At 73.9% G+C, this 18671-nt stretch carries 21 protein-coding genes, 1 pseudogene and 1 riboswitch; of the genes and pseudogenes, 7 read left to right on the top strand and 15 right to left on the bottom strand.

What is annotated here, in order from left to right; genetic code table 11:
• Nucleotides 1-10: 10 nt before the first annotated feature.
• Both IG94_RS0102820 and IG94_RS0102815 read right to left on the bottom strand, forming a co-directional pair.
• Complete coding sequence (locus IG94_RS0102820) at nt 11-673, bottom strand: response regulator transcription factor (protein WP_031030398.1); 663 nt, start codon at nt 671-673, stop codon at nt 11-13.
• A gap of 14 nt (nt 674-687) precedes the next feature.
• On the bottom strand, nt 688-1845 hold the full coding sequence (locus IG94_RS0102815; RefSeq protein ID WP_031030397.1) for a sensor histidine kinase: 1158 nt from the start codon (nt 1843-1845) through the stop codon (nt 688-690).
• A gap of 108 nt (nt 1846-1953) precedes the next feature.
• Here IG94_RS0102815 and IG94_RS0102810 point away from each other — a divergent pair, with 108 nt between their 5' ends.
• Genes IG94_RS0102810 through IG94_RS0102800 form a run of 3 tightly spaced genes read left to right on the top strand, consistent with a single transcriptional unit; the run spans nt 1954 to nt 4100 of the window.
• Entirely contained in the window at nt 1954-2874 is a 921-nt protein-coding gene (locus tag IG94_RS0102810; RefSeq protein WP_031030395.1) for an ABC transporter ATP-binding protein, read from the top strand.
• Nucleotide 2875: 1 nt separating this feature from the next.
• Entirely contained in the window at nt 2876-3601 is a 726-nt protein-coding gene (locus IG94_RS0102805; protein ID WP_031030393.1) for an ABC transporter permease, read from the top strand.
• Between the two features lie 58 nt (nt 3602-3659).
• On the top strand, nt 3660-4100 hold the full coding sequence (locus IG94_RS0102800; protein WP_031030391.1) for a hypothetical protein: 441 nt from the start codon (nt 3660-3662) through the stop codon (nt 4098-4100).
• 63 nt (nt 4101-4163) lie between these two features.
• Here IG94_RS0102800 and mug read toward each other — a convergent pair whose 3' ends face one another.
• The 6 genes from mug to IG94_RS0102770 form a co-directional block, all read right to left on the bottom strand.
• Nucleotides 4164-4721 (bottom strand): G/U mismatch-specific DNA glycosylase, encoded by a 558-nt coding sequence (mug, locus tag IG94_RS0102795; protein WP_078892145.1) that lies wholly within the window; start codon nt 4719-4721, stop codon nt 4164-4166.
• Nucleotides 4718-6160, bottom strand: a complete 1443-nt coding sequence (gene purB / locus IG94_RS0102790) for an adenylosuccinate lyase (protein WP_031030384.1) — start codon at nt 6158-6160, stop codon at nt 4718-4720. The genes mug and purB overlap by 4 nt, the downstream gene beginning before the upstream one ends.
• An 85-nt stretch (nt 6161-6245) precedes the next feature.
• A complete protein-coding gene (locus IG94_RS0102785; protein WP_031030381.1) occupies nt 6246-7028 on the bottom strand; it encodes an SGNH/GDSL hydrolase family protein in 783 nt (260 codons plus the stop codon).
• Nucleotides 7029-7110: 82 nt separating this feature from the next.
• Complete coding sequence (locus IG94_RS0102780; RefSeq protein ID WP_031030379.1) at nt 7111-8124, bottom strand: hemolysin family protein; 1014 nt, start codon at nt 8122-8124, stop codon at nt 7111-7113.
• Nucleotides 8121-9497, bottom strand: coding sequence for a hemolysin family protein (locus IG94_RS0102775; protein WP_107060394.1), 1377 nt, complete (start codon nt 9495-9497; stop codon nt 8121-8123). Before IG94_RS0102775 ends, IG94_RS0102780 begins: the two co-directional genes overlap by 4 nt.
• A 245-nt stretch (nt 9498-9742) precedes the next feature.
• The gene (locus tag IG94_RS0102770) at nt 9743-10228 is read right to left on the bottom strand and encodes a GNAT family N-acetyltransferase (RefSeq protein WP_078892142.1); all 486 of its coding nucleotides are present in this window, start codon (nt 10226-10228) and stop codon (nt 9743-9745) included.
• 110 nt (nt 10229-10338) lie between these two features.
• Between IG94_RS0102770 and IG94_RS0102765 the strand changes: the two genes are divergently transcribed.
• Both IG94_RS0102765 and IG94_RS0102760 read left to right on the top strand, forming a co-directional pair.
• Nucleotides 10339-10566 carry a toxin-antitoxin system HicB family antitoxin gene (locus tag IG94_RS0102765; RefSeq protein ID WP_031030370.1) on the top strand — a complete coding sequence of 76 codons (228 nt, stop codon included), beginning with the start codon at nt 10339-10341 and terminating at the stop codon, nt 10564-10566.
• Between the two features lie 19 nt (nt 10567-10585).
• Nucleotides 10586-10960, top strand: a complete 375-nt coding sequence (locus IG94_RS0102760) for a hypothetical protein (protein WP_031030367.1) — start codon at nt 10586-10588, stop codon at nt 10958-10960.
• Nucleotides 10961-10972: 12 nt separating this feature from the next.
• On the opposite strand, the pseudogene IG94_RS40140 reads toward IG94_RS0102760, so the two are convergent.
• The 4 genes and pseudogenes from IG94_RS40140 to bioB form a co-directional block, all read right to left on the bottom strand.
• A pseudogene (locus IG94_RS40140) lies at nt 10973-11315 on the bottom strand (class I SAM-dependent methyltransferase); the annotation flags it as partial.
• A 226-nt stretch (nt 11316-11541) separates the two neighbouring features.
• Nucleotides 11542-12261, bottom strand: coding sequence for a dethiobiotin synthase (gene bioD, locus IG94_RS0102755; RefSeq protein ID WP_031030364.1), 720 nt, complete (start codon nt 12259-12261; stop codon nt 11542-11544).
• A gap of 1 nt (nt 12262) precedes the next feature.
• Complete coding sequence (locus IG94_RS0102750; protein WP_031030360.1) at nt 12263-13549, bottom strand: adenosylmethionine--8-amino-7-oxononanoate transaminase; 1287 nt, start codon at nt 13547-13549, stop codon at nt 12263-12265.
• On the bottom strand, nt 13542-14732 hold the full coding sequence (gene bioB / locus IG94_RS0102745) for a biotin synthase BioB (protein ID WP_031030357.1): 1191 nt from the start codon (nt 14730-14732) through the stop codon (nt 13542-13544). The genes IG94_RS0102750 and bioB overlap by 8 nt, the downstream gene beginning before the upstream one ends.
• Before the next feature lie 150 nt (nt 14733-14882).
• Here bioB and IG94_RS0102740 point away from each other — a divergent pair, with 150 nt between their 5' ends.
• Nucleotides 14883-16010 (top strand): 8-amino-7-oxononanoate synthase, encoded by a 1128-nt coding sequence (locus IG94_RS0102740; protein ID WP_031030354.1) that lies wholly within the window; start codon nt 14883-14885, stop codon nt 16008-16010.
• A gap of 40 nt (nt 16011-16050) precedes the next feature.
• Here IG94_RS0102740 and IG94_RS0102735 read toward each other — a convergent pair whose 3' ends face one another.
• Together IG94_RS0102735 and IG94_RS0102730 are read right to left on the bottom strand one after the other, a co-directional pair.
• Entirely contained in the window at nt 16051-16293 is a 243-nt protein-coding gene (locus IG94_RS0102735; protein ID WP_031030352.1) for a DUF397 domain-containing protein, read from the bottom strand.
• Nucleotides 16294-16304: 11 nt separating this feature from the next.
• Nucleotides 16305-17165: a helix-turn-helix domain-containing protein gene (locus IG94_RS0102730; protein ID WP_031030350.1), complete on the bottom strand. Its 861-nt coding sequence runs from the start codon at nt 17163-17165 to the stop codon at nt 16305-16307.
• A gap of 213 nt (nt 17166-17378) precedes the next feature.
• Between IG94_RS0102730 and IG94_RS0102725 the strand changes: the two genes are divergently transcribed.
• Nucleotides 17379-17861, top strand: coding sequence for an ATP-binding protein (locus IG94_RS0102725; protein ID WP_052410529.1), 483 nt, complete (start codon nt 17379-17381; stop codon nt 17859-17861).
• A 35-nt stretch (nt 17862-17896) separates the two neighbouring features.
• Here the strand turns inward: IG94_RS0102725 and IG94_RS0102720 are convergent, their stop codons facing one another.
• The gene (locus IG94_RS0102720; RefSeq protein WP_031030346.1) at nt 17897-18370 is read right to left on the bottom strand and encodes a C40 family peptidase; all 474 of its coding nucleotides are present in this window, start codon (nt 18368-18370) and stop codon (nt 17897-17899) included.
• Nucleotides 18371-18373: 3 nt separating this feature from the next.
• Nucleotides 18374-18518: riboswitch (cyclic di-AMP (ydaO/yuaA leader) on the bottom strand.
• Nucleotides 18519-18671: the final 153 nt, after the last annotated feature.

Below are 18671 nucleotides of genomic sequence, written 5' to 3'. Positions count from 1 at the left end.
GAGGGGCGCCTCACCCGGGCGTCACGAACCCCGACTCGTACGCCGTGATCACCGCCTGCGTGCGGTCCCGCGCCCCCAGCTTCGCCAGCACCGCGCTCACGTGGGACTTCACCGTCTCGGTGCCGACCACGAGCCGGGCGGCGATCTCCGCGTTCGACAGCCCGCGCGCCATCAGCCGGAGCACCTCGCCCTCCCGGTCGGTCAGCCGCGCCCGTTCCAACTCCGCGCGGGCCGCGCGGTTGCCACCGCCGTCGCCGTACTCGGCGGCCAGCCGCCGCACCGAGGCGGGGAACAGCAGGGACTCGCCCTCGGCGATCAGCCGGACCGCGTGCACGATCTCGGCCGGCCGGGCGCGCTTGAGCAGGAACCCGTCGGCGCCCGCCCGCAGCGCCTCGTACACGTACTCGTCGTTCTCGAAGGTCGTCACCACCAGGATCCTCGGCGGGTCCGACACCGTCCGCAGCAGCGCGCGCGTCGCCTCGATCCCGTCCAGCAGCGGCATCCGGACGTCCATGGCGACCACGTCGGGACGCAACCGCCGCACCAGCGGCACGACCGCCGCCCCGTCCGCGGCCTCCCCGGCCACCTCGATGTCAGGCTGCGCCTCCAGCACCGCCCGCAGACCCGCGCGCACCAGCGGTTCGTCGTCGACGAGCAGCACTGTGACCGGCATCGGCCCAGCGTAGATCAGCCCGCCGGCAGCTCGACGCGTACCCGCCAGTCCCCGGTGCCGTCCGGCCCCGTGCAAGCCCGCCCGCCCAGCAGCGCCGCCCGCTCGCGTATGCCGCGCAGTCCGCTGCCGCGGCCGGCCTCGGTGCCGGACGCCGGCAGCGCGTTGCGCACCTCCAGGACGAGCGCGCCCCCCGACACCTCGACCCGCACCCGCGCCGGCACCGCGCCCGCGTGCCGCAGCACATTGGTCAGCGCCTCCTGGAGAATGCGGTAGCCCTCGCGGGAGACCGGGCCCGGCAGGCTCTCCAGCGGGCCCGTGACCTCGGCGTCGACCCTGGTACCGGAGGCGCGCGCCGACTCCAGGAGCCGGTCCGCTTCGGTGAGCGTCGGCCGGGGGCCCGCGGGCCTCCCCGCCTCCCGCAGCACGCCGAGCACCCGCTCCAGGTCCTCCAGTGCCGCCCTGCCGGTCTCCTCGATCGCCGTCAGGGCCCGGTCGGTGAACTCGGGGCTGTCCGCCGCGCGGGCGGCGCCCGCCTGCAGGACGGCCACGGTCAGCGCGTGGCCGATGGAGTCGTGCAGCTCGCGCGCGATGCGGGTGCGTTCCAGGAGCTGGTCGGTGCGCTCCTCCAGGGCCGCGAGGCGCTCGGCGGCCGAAGGACCGAGCAGACGCCGTCCGGCGGCGGTCACCAGCTCGCCCAGCCCGACCACCAGCGCGTACAGCACGACCAGCGGGAGCGGCGCCAACAGGGCGTACAGCCACTGCGGTTCCGCACCGCCCAGGGCGGCCGGCTCCCCGGTCCCGTGCCCCACCGCACGGGCGGCCAGGGCGTACGACAGGAGCGGCAGCCACACCGTGCCGCACGCCGCCACCCCGCCCAGCACCATCCGCAGCTGCAGCCACAGCACGGTCCGCCACCGGTCCCGCCAGGCCGCGGCGGGCCGCGCCGCCCACTGGGACTCCGGCTCGCCCGGCGTCAGCAGCAGCCGCGCCTGCGCCCCCTCGCCCACGCGCACCCCGGGGACCAGGCCCACCGGGACCAGCACGAGCAGCGGCACCCACGGCAGCTCCGGCTGGACCCACAGCCACACGCTGAGCGCCGCCATCGGCACCCACAGGTGCAGAAGGCGCGTGTACGTCGCCCCGCGGGCCAGCGGGCGCAGCAGGCGGACCATCGCGTCATCGTGCCACCCGGCGCCGACAGCCGGGCTCCCCCGCACGGGGGAGACGCCGTCCTCGCGCGGGGGAGGCCACCGCGCCCCACTCCGGGGCACGCTGCTCCCATGACCAGCATCGACGTCCGGAACCTCACCAAGGAGTACGGCACCCGGCGGGCCGTGGACGATCTCACCTTCACCGTCCGCCCCGGCCGCGTCACCGGTTTCCTCGGCCCGAACGGCGCCGGCAAGTCCACCACCATGCGGCTCGTCCTCGGCCTCGACCGGCCGACGTCCGGGACCGCGACCGTCGGGAGCCGCCCCTACCGCACCCTCGCCGAGCCGCTGCGCCACGTCGGTGCCCTGCTCGACTCGGACTCCGCCCACGGTTCGCGCACCGCGCGGGACCACCTGCGCGTCCTGGCGGCGAGCAACCGCATCGCGGCGCGCCGGGTCGACGAGGTCCTGGAGGAGACGGGCATCGCGGCGGTGGCCCGCCGCCGGGTCGGGACGTACTCCCTGGGCATGCGTCAGCGCCTGGGCATCGCCGCCGCCCTGCTGGGCGACCCCGAGGCGGTGATGCTCGACGAGCCCGCCAACGGTCTCGACCCCGAGGGCATCGTGTGGATCCGCGAACTGCTGCGCCGGCTCGCGGCCCAGGGGCGCACGGTGCTCGTCTCCAGCCATCTGATGAACGAGACCGCCTCCTTCGCCGACCACCTGGTGGTCCTCGGCCGGGGCCGGCTGCTCGCCGACCTGCCGATGCGGGACTTCATCGACGCGCGCGTGCAGCCGCGCGTCCGCGTCCGCACCCCGGACGCCGCCGCGCTCAGGGCCGCCGTCGCCCGGCACGGCCACGAGGCCGTGGAACACGACGACGGGTACTGGACCGTGCACCACGCGCGCGTGGAGGACGTCGGCCGCCTCCTGTCCGACGCGGGCGTACCCGTCCTCGAACTCACCGCGGACACGGGCACGCTGGAGCAGGCCTACCTCGACCTGACCGCCACCGAGACCGAGTTCACCGCACAGCCCCAGGAGGCCTGACATGCCGTTCACGCCCGTGCTCCGCGCGGAGGCCCTCAAGATCCGCACTCTGCGCCCGCTGTACGGCACCCTGCCGGCCGTGTTCCTGGCCGTCACGGCGTTCTCCGCACTGGCCGCCGGCTCCGGCGCCGCCGACCCCGGCTCCGACCCGCTGTTCGCGTCCCTGTCCGGCGTGTGGCCCGGCCAGATCGCGGCGATCGTGTTCGGTGCCCTGACCGTCTCCGCCGAGTACCACGGGAACGCGATCCGGCTCTCGCTGGCCGCCGTCCCGCGGCGCGGCCGGTGGTTCGCGGCCAAGCTGACGGCCGTCGCCGTACCGGTCCTCGTCGTGGGGCTGGTCACCGGGCTCACCGCCCTGTTCACCGCGCGCGCCGTCCTCGGCGGCGCGGCGGCCGGCCTCTCCGCCGGCGAGCAGGCCCGCGGCGTCCTGGGGTGCGGGATCTACCTCATGCTCATCGCCCTGTTCGCGGCCGGTCTCACCGCCCTGTTCCGCAGTGGCGTGGCCACCCTGTCCACCCTCATCCCGTTCATCCTCGTCGTCTCCTTCGTGATCGGGGACGCGGCCGGCAGCGCCGCCCGCTTCCTGCCGGACCAGGCGGGGCAAGTCGTCCTGCACCAGACGTCCGACGGGCCGCTCGGCCCCTGGAGCGGGCTGGCGGTGACCGCGCTGTGGGCGGCCGCCGCACTCGCCGCGGGTGCCTGGCGGCTGTGCACCCGGGACGCCTGACCGCCGGGGACGGGCTGACGGGCAGCCAATTGTCAGTGGCGGCCGGTTTACTGGGGGCATGGACATCGCGCGGCACATCGCCCTCGTCGACGAGCTGTGCCACCGCCCCTTCCCGGCGGAGCACGGCCCGTCGGACGGGGTCACCGGGGCTCCCGGCCACTTCACGGCGGTACTGGAGTCGAGCCACGGCCTGCGTACGGGCGATCCGGGCGAACGGGCGGCGACGGTGGATCAGTACGAGAAGACCAGGGACGCCCTGTTCGAACGCCTGGCGCCGCGCTGGGGCGAGACCCTCCCGTGGAACCTGCAGACGGTCCTGCTGCGGACCGAGAGGGAGGAGATACCCGAGCCCTGGGCCGGCCTGAGCGCACGCGCGCGCGTGGCGTACGTCTGGGAGGTCCGGGGCACCGGCCGCTGGGTCGCGGTGGCCGTCGCCGACCGGGACGAGACGGACGAGGTGCAGCTCCTGGCCGTGATCGCGCGGAACGCCCCGCCGTGACCGGCGCCGCGGTCCCGGGGGCCCGCCGGAAGACCGGTGGCCACCGGGTGCCGGCCGCCGGTCCTACGCCTCCGTGTCCGCCCGTGCCGCGACCCGCAGCCGGGCGAACTCCTCCGCCATCGTCTGCGCCGTCCAGTGGGCGTTCAGCCCGCTGGGGTTCGGCAGCACCCACACCCGCGTGCCGCCGAACGTCCGCTCCTGCGGCCCCACCCGCGCGTGCCGGTCGTCGAAGGCCGCCCGGTACGCGGTGACACCGACCACGGCGAGCCAACGCGGCCGCAGACGCGCGACCTTGGAGACCAGCAGCCGCCCGCCCTCCCGGTACTCCTCGGCGGTCAGCTCGTCCGCCCGCGCGCTGGCCCGCGCCACGACGTTGGTGATCCCGAGCCCGTACGACGGCAGTTCGTCCTGCTCCGAGGGGATCAACAGCCGCGGCGTGAACCCGGACAGGTGGAGCACCGGCCAGAACCGGTTGCCGGGCCGCGCGAAGTGGTGGCCGGTCACCGCCGTCATCAGGCCGGGGTTGATGCCGCAGAACAGCACATCGAGACCGTCCGCGACGACGTCCGGCACGAGACGGTCGCGGGCGGCCTCCAGCTCGGCCCGGGTGAAGCGGGTCAGAGGATGGCTCCGGGCGTGTAGCCCGCGGCCTCCGGGTGCCGCTTGACGATGTCCTCGATCCGTCCGACGACGGCACCGACCTGGTCGGCCGCCGCGCCGGTGAACGAGAGCTTGTCGGCCATCAGCGCGTCCAGGGCGGCGCGGTCCAGCGGAATGCGCTCGTCGTCGGCGAGCTTGTCGAGGAGTTCGTTGCGCTCGGCGCCCTGCTCGCGCATCGCCAGCGCGGAGGCCACCGCGTTCTCCTTGATCGCCTCGTGCGCGACCTCGCGGCCCACCCCGGCCCGCACCGAGCCCATCAGCACCTTGGTGGTGGCCAGGAACGGCAGGTAGCGGTCCAGCTCCCGGGCCACGACCGCCGGGAAGGCGCCGAACTCGTCGAGGACGGTCAGGAACGTCTCCAGGAGGCCGTCCAGCGCGAAGAACGCGTCGGGCAGCGCGACCCGGCGGACCACCGAGCAGGACACGTCGCCCTCGTTCCACTGGTCGCCCGCCAGCTCCCCGGTCATCGACGCGTAGCCGCGCAGGATCACCATCAGGCCGTTGACACGCTCGCAGGAGCGGGTGTTCATCTTGTGCGGCATCGCGGAGGAGCCGACCTGGCCGGGCTTGAAGCCCTCGGTGACCAGCTCGTGCCCGGCCATCAGGCGGACCGTCTTGGCCAGCGAGGACGGCGCCGCCGCGAGCTGCACCAGCGCGGTGACCACCTCGTAGTCCAGCGAGCGCGGGTAGACCTGGCCGACGGAGGTGAACGCCTGCGAGAAGCCCAGGTGCCCGGCGATCCGCCGCTCCAGCTCGGCGAGCTTGCCGGCGTCGCCGCCGAGCAGGTCCAGCATGTCCTGCGCGGTGCCGACCGGACCCTTGATGCCGCGCAGCGGGTAGCGGCCGAGCAGCTCCTCGACCCGGCCGTACGCCACCAGCAGCTCGTCGGCCGCGGTGGCGAACCGCTTGCCCAGCGTCGTGGCCTGCGCGGCGACATTGTGGGAGCGCCCGGCCACGACCAGCTCGGCGTACTCGCCGGCCAGCTTGCCCAGACGGGCCAGGACGGCCACCGAACGGTCGCGCACCAGCTCCAGCGACAGCCGGACCTGCAGCTGCTCCACGTTCTCCGTCAGGTCGCGGGAGGTCATGCCCTTGTGCACGTGCTCGTGCCCGGCGAGGTCGTTGAACTCCTCGATCCGCGCCTTCACGTCGTGCCGCGTGACCTTCTCGCGCTCGGCGATCGAGGCCAGGTCGACCTGGTCGAGGACGCGCTCGTAGTCGGCGAGCGCGGCGTCGGGCACCTCGATGCCGAGGTCCTTCTGGGCCCGCAGCACGGCGAGCCAGAGCCGGCGCTCCAGCTTCACCTTGTGCTCGGGCGACCAGAGCGTGGCGAGCTCGGCGGAGGCGTAGCGTCCGGCGAGGACGTTCGGGATGCGGGGCTTGGCGGGAGCGGAAGTCACGTAGCGGAATTCTACTGGCGATTCGTGCAGGCCGGTGCCGGGGGGTTCTTCGTCGGAACCTACGAGCGGCCTGCGCGGTCCGGGATCAGGGCGCGGCGTCCTCGTACGGCAGCAGCTCCGGGCGCTTGGGCGGCCGGCCGTCGCCGGACGACCGGCCGGTCAGCCTGCGGCCCATCCAGGGCAGCAGGTGCTGCCGGGCGAACCGGACGTCGGCGCCGCGGCGCATGATCCAGCCGGGGGGCGGTGTCGCCGGAACCGGCGCGTGCCAGTCGGGGTCCTCGGCCTCGTGACCGAGCGCCTGCCACACGGCCTCCGCGACCCGGCGGTGCCCGTCGGCCGTCAGATGCAGCCGGTCCACGTCCCACAGCCGCGGGTCGGCCAGCGACCGGGCCCCGTACAGGTCGACGACCACGGCGCCGTGCCGGGCCGCCAGGTCGTCGATGATCGCGAACAGGGCCTCCATACGGGGCCGGAACCGGTCGAGGACCGGTCCCTGGCGGCCGGGGCTGCGCATCAGCACCAGCTGCTCGCAGCTCGGGGCCAGCCGCTCCACCGCCTGCGTCAGCAGATCCCGCACCCGGGCCATGTCGCACTTGGGCCGCAGGGTGTCGTTGAGCCCGCCGACCAGGGTGATCACGTCGGCCCCCATGGCCGCCGCCACGTCGACCTGCTCGTCGACGATCTGCCCGATGAGCTTCCCGCGCACCGCGAGGTTGGCGTACCGGAAGCCCGGGGCGCGGGCCGCCATCCGGGCGGCGAGGAGGTCGGCCCAGCCGCGGTAGGAGCCGTCGGGCAGCCGGTCCGACATGCCCTCGGTGAAGGAGTCGCCGAGGGCGACGAGGCTGGTGTGGGTGGGGTTCGTCTGCATGGCGACAGAAATGGTAGCCCCTACACATACCCGCCGGTCGGTCGCCCTTCCCCGCAGACCGCCGGCGACGGTGGTCGGCGGCTCACGTCCGCTGCCCGAACAGCTCCCGCAGTACGTCCTCCATCGTCACCAGCCCCGCCAGCCGTCCGTCGGACCCGAGGACGGCCGCCACGTGCGTGCGGCTGCGCCGCATCGCGGTCAGCACGTCGTCCATCGGGGTCCGCTCCCGCACCCGGGCGATGGGCCGCATGTCCCGCAGCCGGAACGCCACGTCGCGCGGCGCGGCGTCCAGGGCGTCCTTCACGTGCAGGTAGCCGACGATGCGCCGGCCGGCGTCCACCACCGGGAAGCGGGAGAACCCCGACTCGGCGGACAGCTGCTCCAACTGCTCCGGAGTGACCCCCACGCGTGCGTGGACGACGCGCTCCAGCGGCAGCACCACGTCCCGCACCGGCCTCCGGCCCAGCTCCAGGGCGTCGTGCAGCCGCTCCCGGGCCCGGTCGTCGATCAGCCCGGCCTCGCCCGCGTCCTTGACGATGTCCGCCAGCTCCGTGTCCGTGAAGGTGGCCGCGACCTCGTCCTTCGCCTCCACTCGGAGCAGCTTGAGCAGGCCGTTGGCGAGGGCGTTGATCGTGAAGATCACGGGCCGCAGAGCCCGGGACAGGGCCACCAGCGGCGGCCCGAGGAGCAGCGCGCTGCGCACCGGCTCGGCCAGCGCGATGTTCTTCGGCACCATCTCGCCGAGCAGCATGTGCAGGTACGTCGCCACTGCCAGGGCGATCACGAAGGACACCGCGTGGCCCGCGCCGGAGGGCACGCCCACGGCGTGGAACACCGGCTCAAGCAGCCGGGCGATCGCCGGTTCCGCCACGATGCCGAGGACCAGCGTGCACAGGGTGATGCCGAGCTGGGTCGCCGCCAGCAGCGCCGACACGTGTTCGAGACCCCACAGCACGCGCTTCGCACGCCGGTCGCCCTCGTCCGCGTACGGCTCCACCTGGCTGCGGCGCACCGAGATGAGCGCGAACTCCGCGCCCACGAAGAACGCGTTGACGACGAGCGTCGCCAGACCGATCAGCAGCTGTACGGCGGTCATCGCCCGGCCTCCCCGTGCTGGTCCCCGCGGCCCGTCCCGCCCGTCCCGGCCGTCCCGCCGGTGACGTCGTCGAGCGGTGCGTGCAGCAGCACCCGGGCCGCCCGGCGTCCGGTGGCGTCCACGACCTCCAGCCGCCAGCCGGTGACGTCCAGGGTGTCGCCCACGTCCGGGATGCGCCCCAGCTCCGCCGCGACCAGCCCGGCGACCGTCTCGTACGGGCCCTCGGGCACCCGCAGGCCCAGCCGCGCGAGCCGGTCCACGCGGGCCGAACCGTCCGCCCAGTACAGGGCGTGCCCCTGTTCGTCGGTGCCGGCCGGGTCCAGCTCGGGCGTCTCGTGCGGGTCGTGCTCGTCCCGCACCTCGCCGACGACCTCCTCCACGATGTCCTCCAGCGTGGCTACGCCCGCGGTCCCGCCGTACTCGTCGATCACCACGGCCATCGTGCGCCGCCCGGAGAGCCGGTCGAGCAGCCGGTCCACGGTGAGCGACTCCGGCACCAGCAGCGGTTCGCGCATCAGCTCGGTGACCGGCATCCCGGGCCGCCGTTCGGCCGGCACCGCCAGCACGTCCTTGACGTGGGCGGTCCCCACCACCGCGTCCAGGCTGTCCCGGTACACGGGGAACCGCGACAGACCGGTCGCCCGGGTCGCGTCGGCCACGTCCTCGCACGTGGCGGAGGTGTCGAGGGCGACGACCTGCACGCGCGGGGTCATCACGTTCTGGGCCGTCAGGTCCGCCAGGTTCAGGGTCCGCACGAACAACTCGGCCGTGTCGGGCTCCAGAGCGCCCTCCTTGGCCGAGTGCCGCGCCAGGGCCGCCAGTTCCTGCGGGCCGCGCGCGGAGGCCAGTTCCTCGGCCGGCTCCACGCCGAAGCGGCGCACGATCCGGTTGGCCGTGTTGTTGAGGTGGCCGATGAAGGGCCGGAAGGCCGCGCTGAACCAGCGCTGCGGACCGCCGACCCGTTTGGCCACGGCCAGCGGGGAGGAGATCGCCCAGTTCTTCGGCACCAGCTCGCCGACGATCATCAGGAAGACCGTCGACAGGGCCGTGCCCAGCACCAGCGCCAGCGACGACGCCGTCGAGCGCGATGCCCCCAGGTCCTCCAGCGGGCCCGCGATCAGAGCCGCGACCGAGGGTTCGGCCAGCATGCCGACCACCAGGTTGGTGACCGTGATGCCGAGCTGCGCCCCGGACAGTTGGAAGGTCAGGTTCCGTACGCCCTTCAGCGCGCCGGCCGCGCCCCGCTCGCCGCGCTCCGCCGCCCGCTCCAGCTCGCCGCGTTCGACGGTGGTCAGCGAGAACTCGGCCGCGACGAAGGCGCCGCACATGAGCGACAGCAGGACCGCCGCCAGCAGCAGGAGCACTTCGGTCATCGGGTCACCTCGGGTCCATGATCGGCCAGGACCCCGAGGCGCGCGCGATCTGGTGAGCCGGGGGAGACACCGGGGCGTGCGCCGGACGGAGGACGGGGCGCGCGGGAGGCTTCGCGGGCGTGGGAAGCGCCGGAAGTACCGGATACGCGGGACGAAGCGTCTGCCCGGGGATCGCTCATGCGGCGGTGTTCAGCCTTTCGGTCGGTTCGGGCGGTCACGCGCTCCGGCCGCTCGGGCCGGCCCGCTCACTCGGCGAGCGGCTTCACCCAGCGTCGCCACTGCTCCTCGGGCGCGTACCCGGCGGCCCGCCAGGCATGCTGGGCCCGCTCGTTGCGCCGCAGTACCATCGCGTCCCCGCGGCGACCGCCCAGCCGTACGAACCGCTCCTCGGCCGCCGCGAGCAGGGCCGAGCCGATGCCCCGGCGCCGGTGGTCCGGGCGCACCGCCAGCCGGTACAGATGGCAGCGCCAGCCGTCGAAGCCGGCGATCACCGTGCCCACCAGGTCCCCGCCCGCCTCGGCCAGCAGCAGCGCCTCGGGGTCGCGGGCGACCAGCCGCTCCACGCCCTCGCGGTCGTCGCTGATGCTGGTCCCCTCCGCGGCCGCCTTCCAGAAGGCCAGCACCGCGTCCAGGTCGGCCGCTCCGGCGGACCGCAGGAGCAGGTCGTCGGGCAGGTCCTTCGGCAGGTCGCCCGGCGGAACACCCGGCACGTCACTCGGCTGATCACTCATGCGGCGATACCACCATGCCGGGCGGTCGCCCGTGCGCAATTCCGCCATGCGGACCGGCCCGTCACCTGCGGACCTTGCCACGACTAGCACTCCGGCGCTAGCTTCCAGGTATGGCGAAGACCCAGAAGGCCCAGCTGAACGTGCGCGTGGACGAGGGCACCGCCCGGGCCGCCCGCGAGAAGGCCACGGCACGGGGGATGAGCGTCAACCGCTACATCGAGGAACTGGTCCGCAAGGACACCGGCGAGGCCGGCCACACCTTCGTGGAGGCCGCGGCCGACTTCATGAAGCAGTACGAGCAGGTGTTCGCCGAGGAGATCGGCGAAGGCCGCCGCTGAGCCGTCGCACGCTTCCGGAATGAACGACCTCACCATCGACCTCGCCTGGCTGCTGATGCTCGCCGAGCAGCGCACTCCCGGGGACCCCCAGGTCACCGACTGGGGAGCGCTCGTCGCGGCCGTCGCCCGGCACCGGGCCGAGATATTCGACACCCCCGTCTACGACAGCCCGCACGCCCGCGCCGCCGCCCTGCTCCAACTGCTGATCCACGTCCCGGCGCTGGAGCGCTCCAACGCCCTGTTCGCCTCCGCGGTCGCCTACGCCTACCTGGTCGCGAGCGGCGTCCCGGTCGCCACCACGCCCGAGCGGGTGCGGGATCTGGCCCTGCTGGTCAAGAAGGGCGAGGCGGGCGTCGACGCGATCGCGGACGAACTGCGCCGGTGGCGTGCCTGAGCGCGCGGGCCCTCAGACGGGCCGCCAGGCCGTGCCGAGCACGCAGTACGAACTCGGCAGCGCCGGTCCGCCCGGCGGCATCACCACCCGCCGGCAGGGCCCGAGCGTGAACCCGCGTCCCGCAGTGCGGCGCCCGGTTCGCGCGACACGTGGCAGCCGCCGGACAGCGGGGGCCACAGCGTGCGGTCCGGCGCGCGCCGGGTGAAGCCATCACGCGCCCGCCGCCCCGCCCGTGCTCGAAGAACCGCACCTGGCTCCCCGGCCGCAGCACCCGCCGCAGCTCCGCGAGCGCCCGCGGTAAGTCGCGGACGCTGCACAGTACGAGCGAGACCACCGCCGCGTCGAAGGCCTCGCTGCACGGCGTCCCGCGGCACCCCGGGGGCACGGCCGGACCGCAGCGCCATGGGACCTCCCTCACGAGGGGTGCCTACGGCCATCGTCCCCCGTAGCCGGGCCGCACACCCACCGCTGCCGCGCCCTCGCCGGTGCCGCGGACTCGCCGACGGCACCCGCCGCTCCCGTATGACCGTAGGTGCCGTGCACCGACGGGCGCCGGGACCCTTGGCGGGCCGTTCCGTCCGTCAGGGCGCCGCCTCGTGCAGCGTGAACCCGGTCGCGTCCCACGTGCCGTCCAGGCGCGGTGCCAGCCAGTTCGGCGCCGCGGAGCGGAACGTCGGCGGCGCCAGGGCGCCCGCACCGGCGGGCACGGCACCCAGCAGGGGTGCGCCGGCCACGTCCGGGAGGTCCGCGACGTTGCAGCGCGAGGCGAGGTCCGGTGCGTCGGGCCAGCTGCCGATCACCACGCCCGGCAGCGCCAGCCCGCGGGAGCGCAGTTCACGCGCCGTCAGCTCCGTGGTGTTCAGCGTGCCGAGGCCCGCCGACGCCACCAGCAGCACCGGCGCGCCCAGCAGCCCGGCCGCGTCCGCCAGCGTCCCGCCGGCCGCGTCGAAACGGACGAGCAGCCCGCCCGCCCCCTCGACCAGCACCAGATCGTGCTCGACGGCCAGCTTCTCCGCCGCTTCGGCGACCTCCCGGGGACGCACGGCCGCCCGTCCGGCCCGGCGGGCTGCCCTACCCGGCGCCAACGGCTCGGGATAGCGCGCCACTTCGGCCGCCGTGACGGGGCCCGCGAGCCGCGCCACCTCCAGGGCGTCCCCCGCCTCGTGCGGACCGACGCCGGTCTGCGCCGCCTTCAGCACCGCCACCGACCGGCCCGCGGCCAGCGCGGCGGCGGCGACGGCGGCGGTCACGACGGTCTTGCCGACCTCCGTGCCCGTGCCCGTGATCACGAGTACCGGCATGTCATCCCTCCCGTGCCGCCGCGCACACCGCGCGGGCGATCCGTGCCACGTCCGCGTCGTCCGCGACATACGGCGGCATGGTGTAGACCAGGTCGCGGAACGGGCGCAGCCACACGCCCTCGCGCACGGCCGCCTCCGTCGCCGCCCGCATGTCCACGGGGTGGTCGAGCTGCACCACGCCGATCGCGCCGAGCACCCGTACGTCCCGCACGCCCGGCAGCCCGGCGGCGGGCGCGAGCCCCTCGCGCAGGCCCGCCTCGACGCGCTCGACCTCGCCGAGCCAGTCCTGGCCGAGCAGCAGCCCGACGGACGCGCACGCCACGGCCGCCGCCAGCGGATTGCCCATGAACGTCGGACCGTGGGCCAGCACCGGCACCTCACCGCGCGAGATGCCCTCCGCCACCCGCGACGTGCACAGCGTGGCCGCCATGGTCAGGTAACCGCCGGTCAGCGCCTTGCCCACGCACATCACGTCGGGCGTCACCGCCGCGTGCTCCGCCGCGAACAGCGCGCCCGTACGCCCGAAACCGGTGGCGATCTCGTCGAACACCAGCAGCACGCCGTGCGCGTCGCACGCCTCCCGCAGCACGCGCAGATACGCGGGGGAGTGGAAGCGCATCCCGCCCGCGCCCTGCACCACCGGTTCCACGACCACCGCGGCCAGTTCGCCGGCGTGCCGCTCGACCAGCGACCGCAGCCGGTCGGCGTACTCCTCGTCGTACTCCGCCGGCGGCGCGTCCGCGAAGACCTGGCGCGGCAGGACGCCGGACCACAGCTCGTGCATCCCGCCCTCGGGGTCGCACACCGACATGGGCTGCCAGGTGTCGCCGTGGTAGCCGCCGCGCCAGGTGAGCAGGCGGTGCTTCTCCGGGCGGCCCAGCGAACGCCAGTACTGCAGGCACATCTTGACGGCGACCTCGACCGACACCGATCCGGAGTCGGCCAGGAACACGTGCTCAAGGCCCTCGGGCGACATGTCGACAAGGAGCTTCGCCAGCCGCACGGCGGGCTCGTGGGTGAGCCCGCCGAACATCACGTGGCTCATCCGCTCCAGCTGCCCGCGCGCCGCCTCGTTCAGTACCGGGTGGTTGTAGCCGTGGATCGCCGACCACCACGACGACATGCCGTCGACCAGTTCGCCGGAGCCGTCGGCGAGCCGCAGCCGCACCCCGCTCGCCGACCCGACGACGAGCGGGTCCTGCCGGCCGGGCATCGGACCGTACGGGTGCCAGACGTGCCGCCGGTCCAGCGCCAGCAACTCGGCCACGTCCGGCACGGGCTCAGGCATTGGGCGCGAGGTCCGTGCCGGCGCCGCGGCGGCGTACCGCCACCAGGTCCGTACGGGGCTCCTCGGCGCGCGCCGCGGGCGCCGGGGCGCACACCCCGCCGCCCGCGTGCGAGCCGCAGCCCCCGGCAGCACCGCCGTCGGCGCCCGTGGGCGAGCCGCACCCGCCGCCGCGGGCCCCGGCACGGTGCTCCGGCAGGGTGACCTCCGCGGCGCCCTCCACCTCGAAGCCGGCGTCCGCGATCATCTCCAGGTCCGCGTGGCCCGCCTGGCCCTCGCTGGTGAGGTAGTCGCCGAGGAAGATCGAGTTGGCCAGGTGCAGGGCGAGCGGCTGCATCGTGCGCAGATGGACCTCCCGCCCGCCCGCGATGCGCACCTCGGCGTCCGGGCAGACGAACCGCGTCATCGCCAGGATCCGCAGGCACCGCTGCGGAGTCAGGTGCCACTCCTTGGCGAGCGGCGTGCCCTCCATCGGGATCAGGAAGTTGACCGGCACCGAGTCGGGGTCCAGGTCGCGCAGCGCGAACACCACGTCGACCAGGTCCCCGTCGCTCTCGCCCATGCCCGCGATGAGACCCGAGCAGGCGGACAGACCGGCCGCGTGCGCCTTGTTCACCGTGTCCACCCGGTCGGCGTACGTGTGCGTCGTCGTGATGTCGCCGTACGTCGCCTCGGAGGTGTTGAGGTTGTGGTTGTAGGCGTCGGCGCCCGCCGCGCGCAGCCGCTCCGCCTGGCCGTCGGAGAGCAGCCCCAGGCAGGCGCACACCTCGACGGCCCCGTCCTGCTCCTTGATGGCCCTGATGGTGTCCGAGACGCGGTCCACATCCCGGTCGGTCGGACCGCGTCCGCTGGCCACCAGGCACACCCGCTTGGCGCCGCCGGCCACTCCGGCCGCCGCTGCGGCGGTGGCCTGGCCGGGCCGCAGCCAGGTGTACTTGAGGATCTCCGCCTTGGAGCCCAGCCGCTGCGAGCAGTAGGAGCAGTCCTCGGGGCACAGGCCGGACTTGAGGTTGACGAGGTAGTTGAGTTTCACCCGCCGGCCGAACCAGTGACGGCGCACCTTGCCGGCCGCGGCCACCACGTCGAGCAGGTCTTCGTCGGAAGAGGCGAGGACGGCGAGCGCCTCCTCGCGGGTCGGCGACACGCGCCGAAGCCCCTTGTCCACCAGCGTGTTCAGCAGGTCCATGAGAGCCGATCCTGTCCTAAGGGGCCACCGGGGGCCAAGGAGACTTCGTACAACACTGGCAGATCGACGTGTGGGTATTGCCACACCTCGCGGGGGTGGCGGGGCCGCTAGTGTCTGTCCACTGCCTACAAAACTCCCGAGGAGCGAGTCATGGCGTTCGGCTGGATCGACGAGCAGGCCCGGGCGCGCCGCCGGGCGGGACTCGTACGGGTGCTGCGCCCCCGTCCGGCCCAGTCGCCGCTCCTGGACCTGGCGAGCAACGACTACCTCGGACTGGCCCGGCATCCCGAGGTCGCCGAGGGTGCCGCCCGGGCCGCGCGGACCTGGGGCGGCGGCGCGACCGGGTCGCGGCTCGTGACCGGGACCACCGAACTGCACACCGCGCTCGAACGCGAACTGGCCGACTTCTGCGGGTTCGAGGCCGCCCTCGTCCTCTCCTCCGGCTACGCGGCCAACCTCGCCGCGGTCACCTCGCTGGCTCCGTACGGCAGTCTCGTCGTCTCCGACGCGCAGAACCACGCCTCGCTGATCGACGGCTGCCGGCTCGCCCGCGGTACGACCCAGGTCGTGGCGCACGCCGAACCGGACGCCATGCGCAAGGCCCTGGCGACGCACGAGGGCCCCGCGATCGCCGTCTCCGACACGGTGTTCTCGGTCGACGGCGACGCGGCGCCCCTGACCGCCCTCGCCGAGGCGTGCCGGGAGCGCCGCGCCGGGCTGGTCGTCGACGACGCCCACGGCCTGGGCGTGCTCGGCCCCGGGGGTCGCGGCGCCCCGCACGCGGCAGGGCTCGCGGGCCGCGACGACGTCGTCGCCACGGTGACGCTGTCCAAGTCGCTGGGGGCTCAGGGCGGCGCCGTGCTCGGCCCCGCCCGGGTGATCGACCACCTGGTCAACACGGCCCGGACGTTCGTCTTCGACACCGGACTCGCCCCCGCGGCGGCGGGCGCGGCCCTGGCGGCCCTGACCCTGCTGCGTCGCGAGCCCGAACGCGCGGCGCGGGCCCGTGGCGTCGCCGCCGACCTGCACGCGCGCCTGACCGCCGCGGGCCTGTGGGCGGTACGCCCCGACGCCGCGGTCGTCTCGGTGCGTGCGGACTCCCCCGAGGAGGCCGTGCGGTGGGCGGCCGCCTGCCGCACAGCGGGCCTGTCCGTGGGGTGTTTCCGTCCTCCTTCCGTGCCCGACGGCGTCTCACGGCTCAGGCTGACCGCTCGCGCGGACCTCTCCGGGAGCGACATCGAACGGGCTGTACGGGTGATCGGCGAGACGCGACCATGAGTCGGCGTGACACGGCCGTGCGTCGCTGACCTTCCGCGGGTCAGCCGCGGTCGACCCCGGCGGTGAAGGACGCCCAGCTCTCGGGGGAGAAGAGCAGAGCCGGACCGGCCGGGTTCTTGGAGTCCCGCACGGCGAGCCGTCCGGCCCAGCGGCCGGGCCCCGGTCGGGACGTCTCCACGCAGTTGTTCGCCCCGGTGCTGTGACTGCTGCGCAGCCACCGTACGCCGGGCAGATCGGTACTGACGGGGATGGTCGGGTCGGTTTCCGGAATGGAGCCTGACATGGTGTGCCTCCTTACGCGCCTGCCGCGGTCGCGGCGATGAAGTCCAACGAGTCCTCGGGCGAAAGGGCATGGATCAGAAGGGCGTTGAAGGCCTCGGTGTAGGCCTCTAGGTCTTCTTTCCGTTCGAGGTGCAAGCTACTCGTCAAGTGGTCGATAACAACCACATCTAGATCAGAAGTGCTCGCAAAGGAGAAGATTACGAAAGGGCCGGTGACACCGATGTGTGCCCCGGCGGCAAACGGCAGGACCTGCAGCCGGACGTGCGGCAGCCGGGCGGCCTCGTTCAGCCGGGCCAGCTGACGGGCCATCACCCCCGCCCCTCCCACCTGTCGGCGCAGCACCGCCTCGTCCAGGACCGCGCTCAGCTCCAGCGGCGGCTCGCCGCGCAGCACGTCCTGGCGGGCCAACCGGACCTCCACCAGGGTGTCCAACTGTTCCGCCGTCCTGCCGTCCCCCGCGACGCGGGTCACCTCGCGGGCGTACTCCGGCGTCTGGAGCAGGCCGGGAATCACCGTCGTCTCCAGCGTGCGCATCGCGCTGGCCTGCGACTCCAGGTCGATGAAGTCCCGGTACGCCGTGGGCAGCACCCCGCGGTAGGCGTGCCACCAGTGGGGCCGGCCGCCGGTGTCCTCGGGGCGGGCCAGCATCACCAGCAGGTCCCGCAACTGGTCGTCGGCGACGCCGTACGCGTCCAGCAGCAACCGCACGTCGGCGGGTTTCGCCCCGCTCGTGCCGGTCTCGATCCGGCTGACCTTCGACTGGTGCCAGCCCACCAGCCGGGCCGCCTCCCCGCTGGTGAAGCCCGCCGTCGTGCGCAGGGCACGTAATTCCGCGCCGAGTTTCCGCCGGCGCACCACGGGACCGTGTTGCATGGGCCACTTCCTTACTCCCGGTGAGTCGCCCAAATACGCTCTGCCGTTGCAGAGTTCACCGCATCGAGCGACAGATATATGCACTCTTGGTGGATCGCCGTCCTTCACCGGCCGGGTGATGGCAATCTGGCGGCGAAGCACCAGTCCGGGACCGTACTCGAACCATCCGCTCCATGTCGGGCCGCGGTCCCGTGAGAAAGGGACGACATCGCCATGGCAGACCTTCTGGAAGCATCCGTCACTCTGCCGAGCGATCCGGCCTCGGTGGCCGCCGCCCGCACCTATGTGATCGGCACGCTGGTGGAGTGGGGTCTGCCGGCGGACACCGACCTGTCCGAGACGGTGCGGCTCATCGTCTCGGAGCTGGCCACCAACGCGGTGCAGCACACGTTCGGGCAGTCGCCCACCTTCACGGTCGCCATCGTGCTCGACCGGGACGAGCGGCTGCGCCTGGGCGTCACGGACAGCCACCCGCGCTTTCCCAAGCGGCTGCCCGCGGCCGTGCAGCAGGACAACGGCCGCGGCCTGGTGATCATCCGCTGGCTGACCGCGGAGTGCGGCGGCAGACTGCGCGTCAGGCCCACGAGGGAGGGCGGCAAGACCGTCTCCGTCGAACTGCCCTGGGCCTCCCCGGGCCGGCCGGCCGCCCCCGAGCCGGCCACGGCCTGCGAGTACGGGACGCACTCGACGGGGTGACGGTGTGGCAGTACACCGTCACCCCGCCGGGCGGGCTACTTGACCCGGCCGTACCAGACGCTCGAGCTCCAGATCCTCTCCAGGCGCACCACGGCGCCGGTCTTCGGCGCGTGCCAGATCCGGTTCTTCCCGGCGTAGATGCCGACGTGGTAGACGCTGCTGCCCGAGTGGAAGAACACGAGGTCTCCGGTCCTGCGGCTCTTGGCCGAGACGCGGCTGGTCTTGTTGTACTGCTGGGCCGCGGTGCGCGGCAGCTTCTTGCCGGCCTTCTTGAACGAGTACAGCGTCAGGCCGGAGCAGTCGAAACGGTGGGGCCCGGTGGCACCCCAACGGTAGGGGGAGCCCTTCTTGGAGGCCGCGATCTTGAGGGCCTTGGACGCATGGCTCGCGGCCGCCGCCTCGGAGGCGACACCGGGGACCACGACGGAACCGCTCACGGCGGCGAGAGTGAGGGCGGAGGCCGTGCCGGCACGGGCCATCAGGGACGGGACACGATTGAGCGCGGACATGCGCAACCCTTCGTCAGCCGCCTGTGAAGGATGACCTGTCGGATTCGGGCTGGCGAAGTTGCCCGGCCGCACGAGTGCGGCTTCACCCCAAGGGCTGCCCGGTCCGGTGCGTCTCCCGCGGAGACGACCGTTCCGGCGACCCGTCGTGCTCGGGTCCTCCACTCCTGCCGATCCACTTCCCTCGCGACCGGTCGTCCGGGCGGCGGCAGGACTCGGCGTCCGCCCGGACCGCCCCGCCGCTGCGGCGGGGGCTTGTCGTCAGTCACGGATCTTGTCCCGGCCGCCGGGTAATTCCCAACGG

The organism is Streptomyces olivaceus (genome assembly GCF_000721235.1).
Taxonomy (GTDB): Bacteria; Actinomycetota; Actinomycetes; order Streptomycetales; family Streptomycetaceae; genus Streptomyces; species Streptomyces olivaceus.
This window is presented reverse-complemented; position numbering and strand designations above follow the sequence as displayed.

What these genes read in the sequence shown, in the direction of transcription:
- IG94_RS0102735 (WP_031030352.1), bottom strand. Translation starts at nt 16,293, where the DNA reads ATGTCAGGCTCCATTCCGGAAACCGACCCGACCATCCCCGTCAGTACC.
- IG94_RS0102810 (WP_031030395.1), top strand. Translation starts at nt 1,954, where the DNA reads ATGACCAGCATCGACGTCCGGAACCTCACCAAGGAGTACGGCACCCGG.
- IG94_RS0102725 (WP_052410529.1), top strand. Translation starts at nt 17,379, where the DNA reads ATGGCAGACCTTCTGGAAGCATCCGTCACTCTGCCGAGCGATCCGGCC.
- IG94_RS0102785 (WP_031030381.1), bottom strand. Translation starts at nt 7,028, where the DNA reads ATGCAGACGAACCCCACCCACACCAGCCTCGTCGCCCTCGGCGACTCC.
- IG94_RS0102740 (WP_031030354.1), top strand. Translation starts at nt 14,883, where the DNA reads ATGGCGTTCGGCTGGATCGACGAGCAGGCCCGGGCGCGCCGCCGGGCG.
- IG94_RS0102800 (WP_031030391.1), top strand. Translation starts at nt 3,660, where the DNA reads ATGGACATCGCGCGGCACATCGCCCTCGTCGACGAGCTGTGCCACCGC.
- IG94_RS0102760 (WP_031030367.1), top strand. Translation starts at nt 10,586, where the DNA reads ATGAACGACCTCACCATCGACCTCGCCTGGCTGCTGATGCTCGCCGAG.
- IG94_RS0102720 (WP_031030346.1), bottom strand. Translation starts at nt 18,370, where the DNA reads ATGTCCGCGCTCAATCGTGTCCCGTCCCTGATGGCCCGTGCCGGCACG.
- bioB (WP_031030357.1), bottom strand. Translation starts at nt 14,732, where the DNA reads ATGGACCTGCTGAACACGCTGGTGGACAAGGGGCTTCGGCGCGTGTCG.
- IG94_RS0102805 (WP_031030393.1), top strand. Translation starts at nt 2,876, where the DNA reads ATGCCGTTCACGCCCGTGCTCCGCGCGGAGGCCCTCAAGATCCGCACT.
- IG94_RS0102815 (WP_031030397.1), bottom strand. Translation starts at nt 1,845, where the DNA reads ATGGTCCGCCTGCTGCGCCCGCTGGCCCGCGGGGCGACGTACACGCGC.
- IG94_RS0102775 (WP_107060394.1), bottom strand. Translation starts at nt 9,497, where the DNA reads ATGACCGAAGTGCTCCTGCTGCTGGCGGCGGTCCTGCTGTCGCTCATG.
- bioD (WP_031030364.1), bottom strand. Translation starts at nt 12,261, where the DNA reads ATGCCGGTACTCGTGATCACGGGCACGGGCACGGAGGTCGGCAAGACC.
- IG94_RS0102765 (WP_031030370.1), top strand. Translation starts at nt 10,339, where the DNA reads ATGGCGAAGACCCAGAAGGCCCAGCTGAACGTGCGCGTGGACGAGGGC.
- IG94_RS0102820 (WP_031030398.1), bottom strand. Translation starts at nt 673, where the DNA reads ATGCCGGTCACAGTGCTGCTCGTCGACGACGAACCGCTGGTGCGCGCG.
- IG94_RS0102770 (WP_078892142.1), bottom strand. Translation starts at nt 10,228, where the DNA reads ATGAGTGATCAGCCGAGTGACGTGCCGGGTGTTCCGCCGGGCGACCTG.
- IG94_RS0102780 (WP_031030379.1), bottom strand. Translation starts at nt 8,124, where the DNA reads ATGACCGCCGTACAGCTGCTGATCGGTCTGGCGACGCTCGTCGTCAAC.
- IG94_RS0102750 (WP_031030360.1), bottom strand. Translation starts at nt 13,549, where the DNA reads ATGCCTGAGCCCGTGCCGGACGTGGCCGAGTTGCTGGCGCTGGACCGG.
- IG94_RS0102730 (WP_031030350.1), bottom strand. Translation starts at nt 17,165, where the DNA reads ATGCAACACGGTCCCGTGGTGCGCCGGCGGAAACTCGGCGCGGAATTA.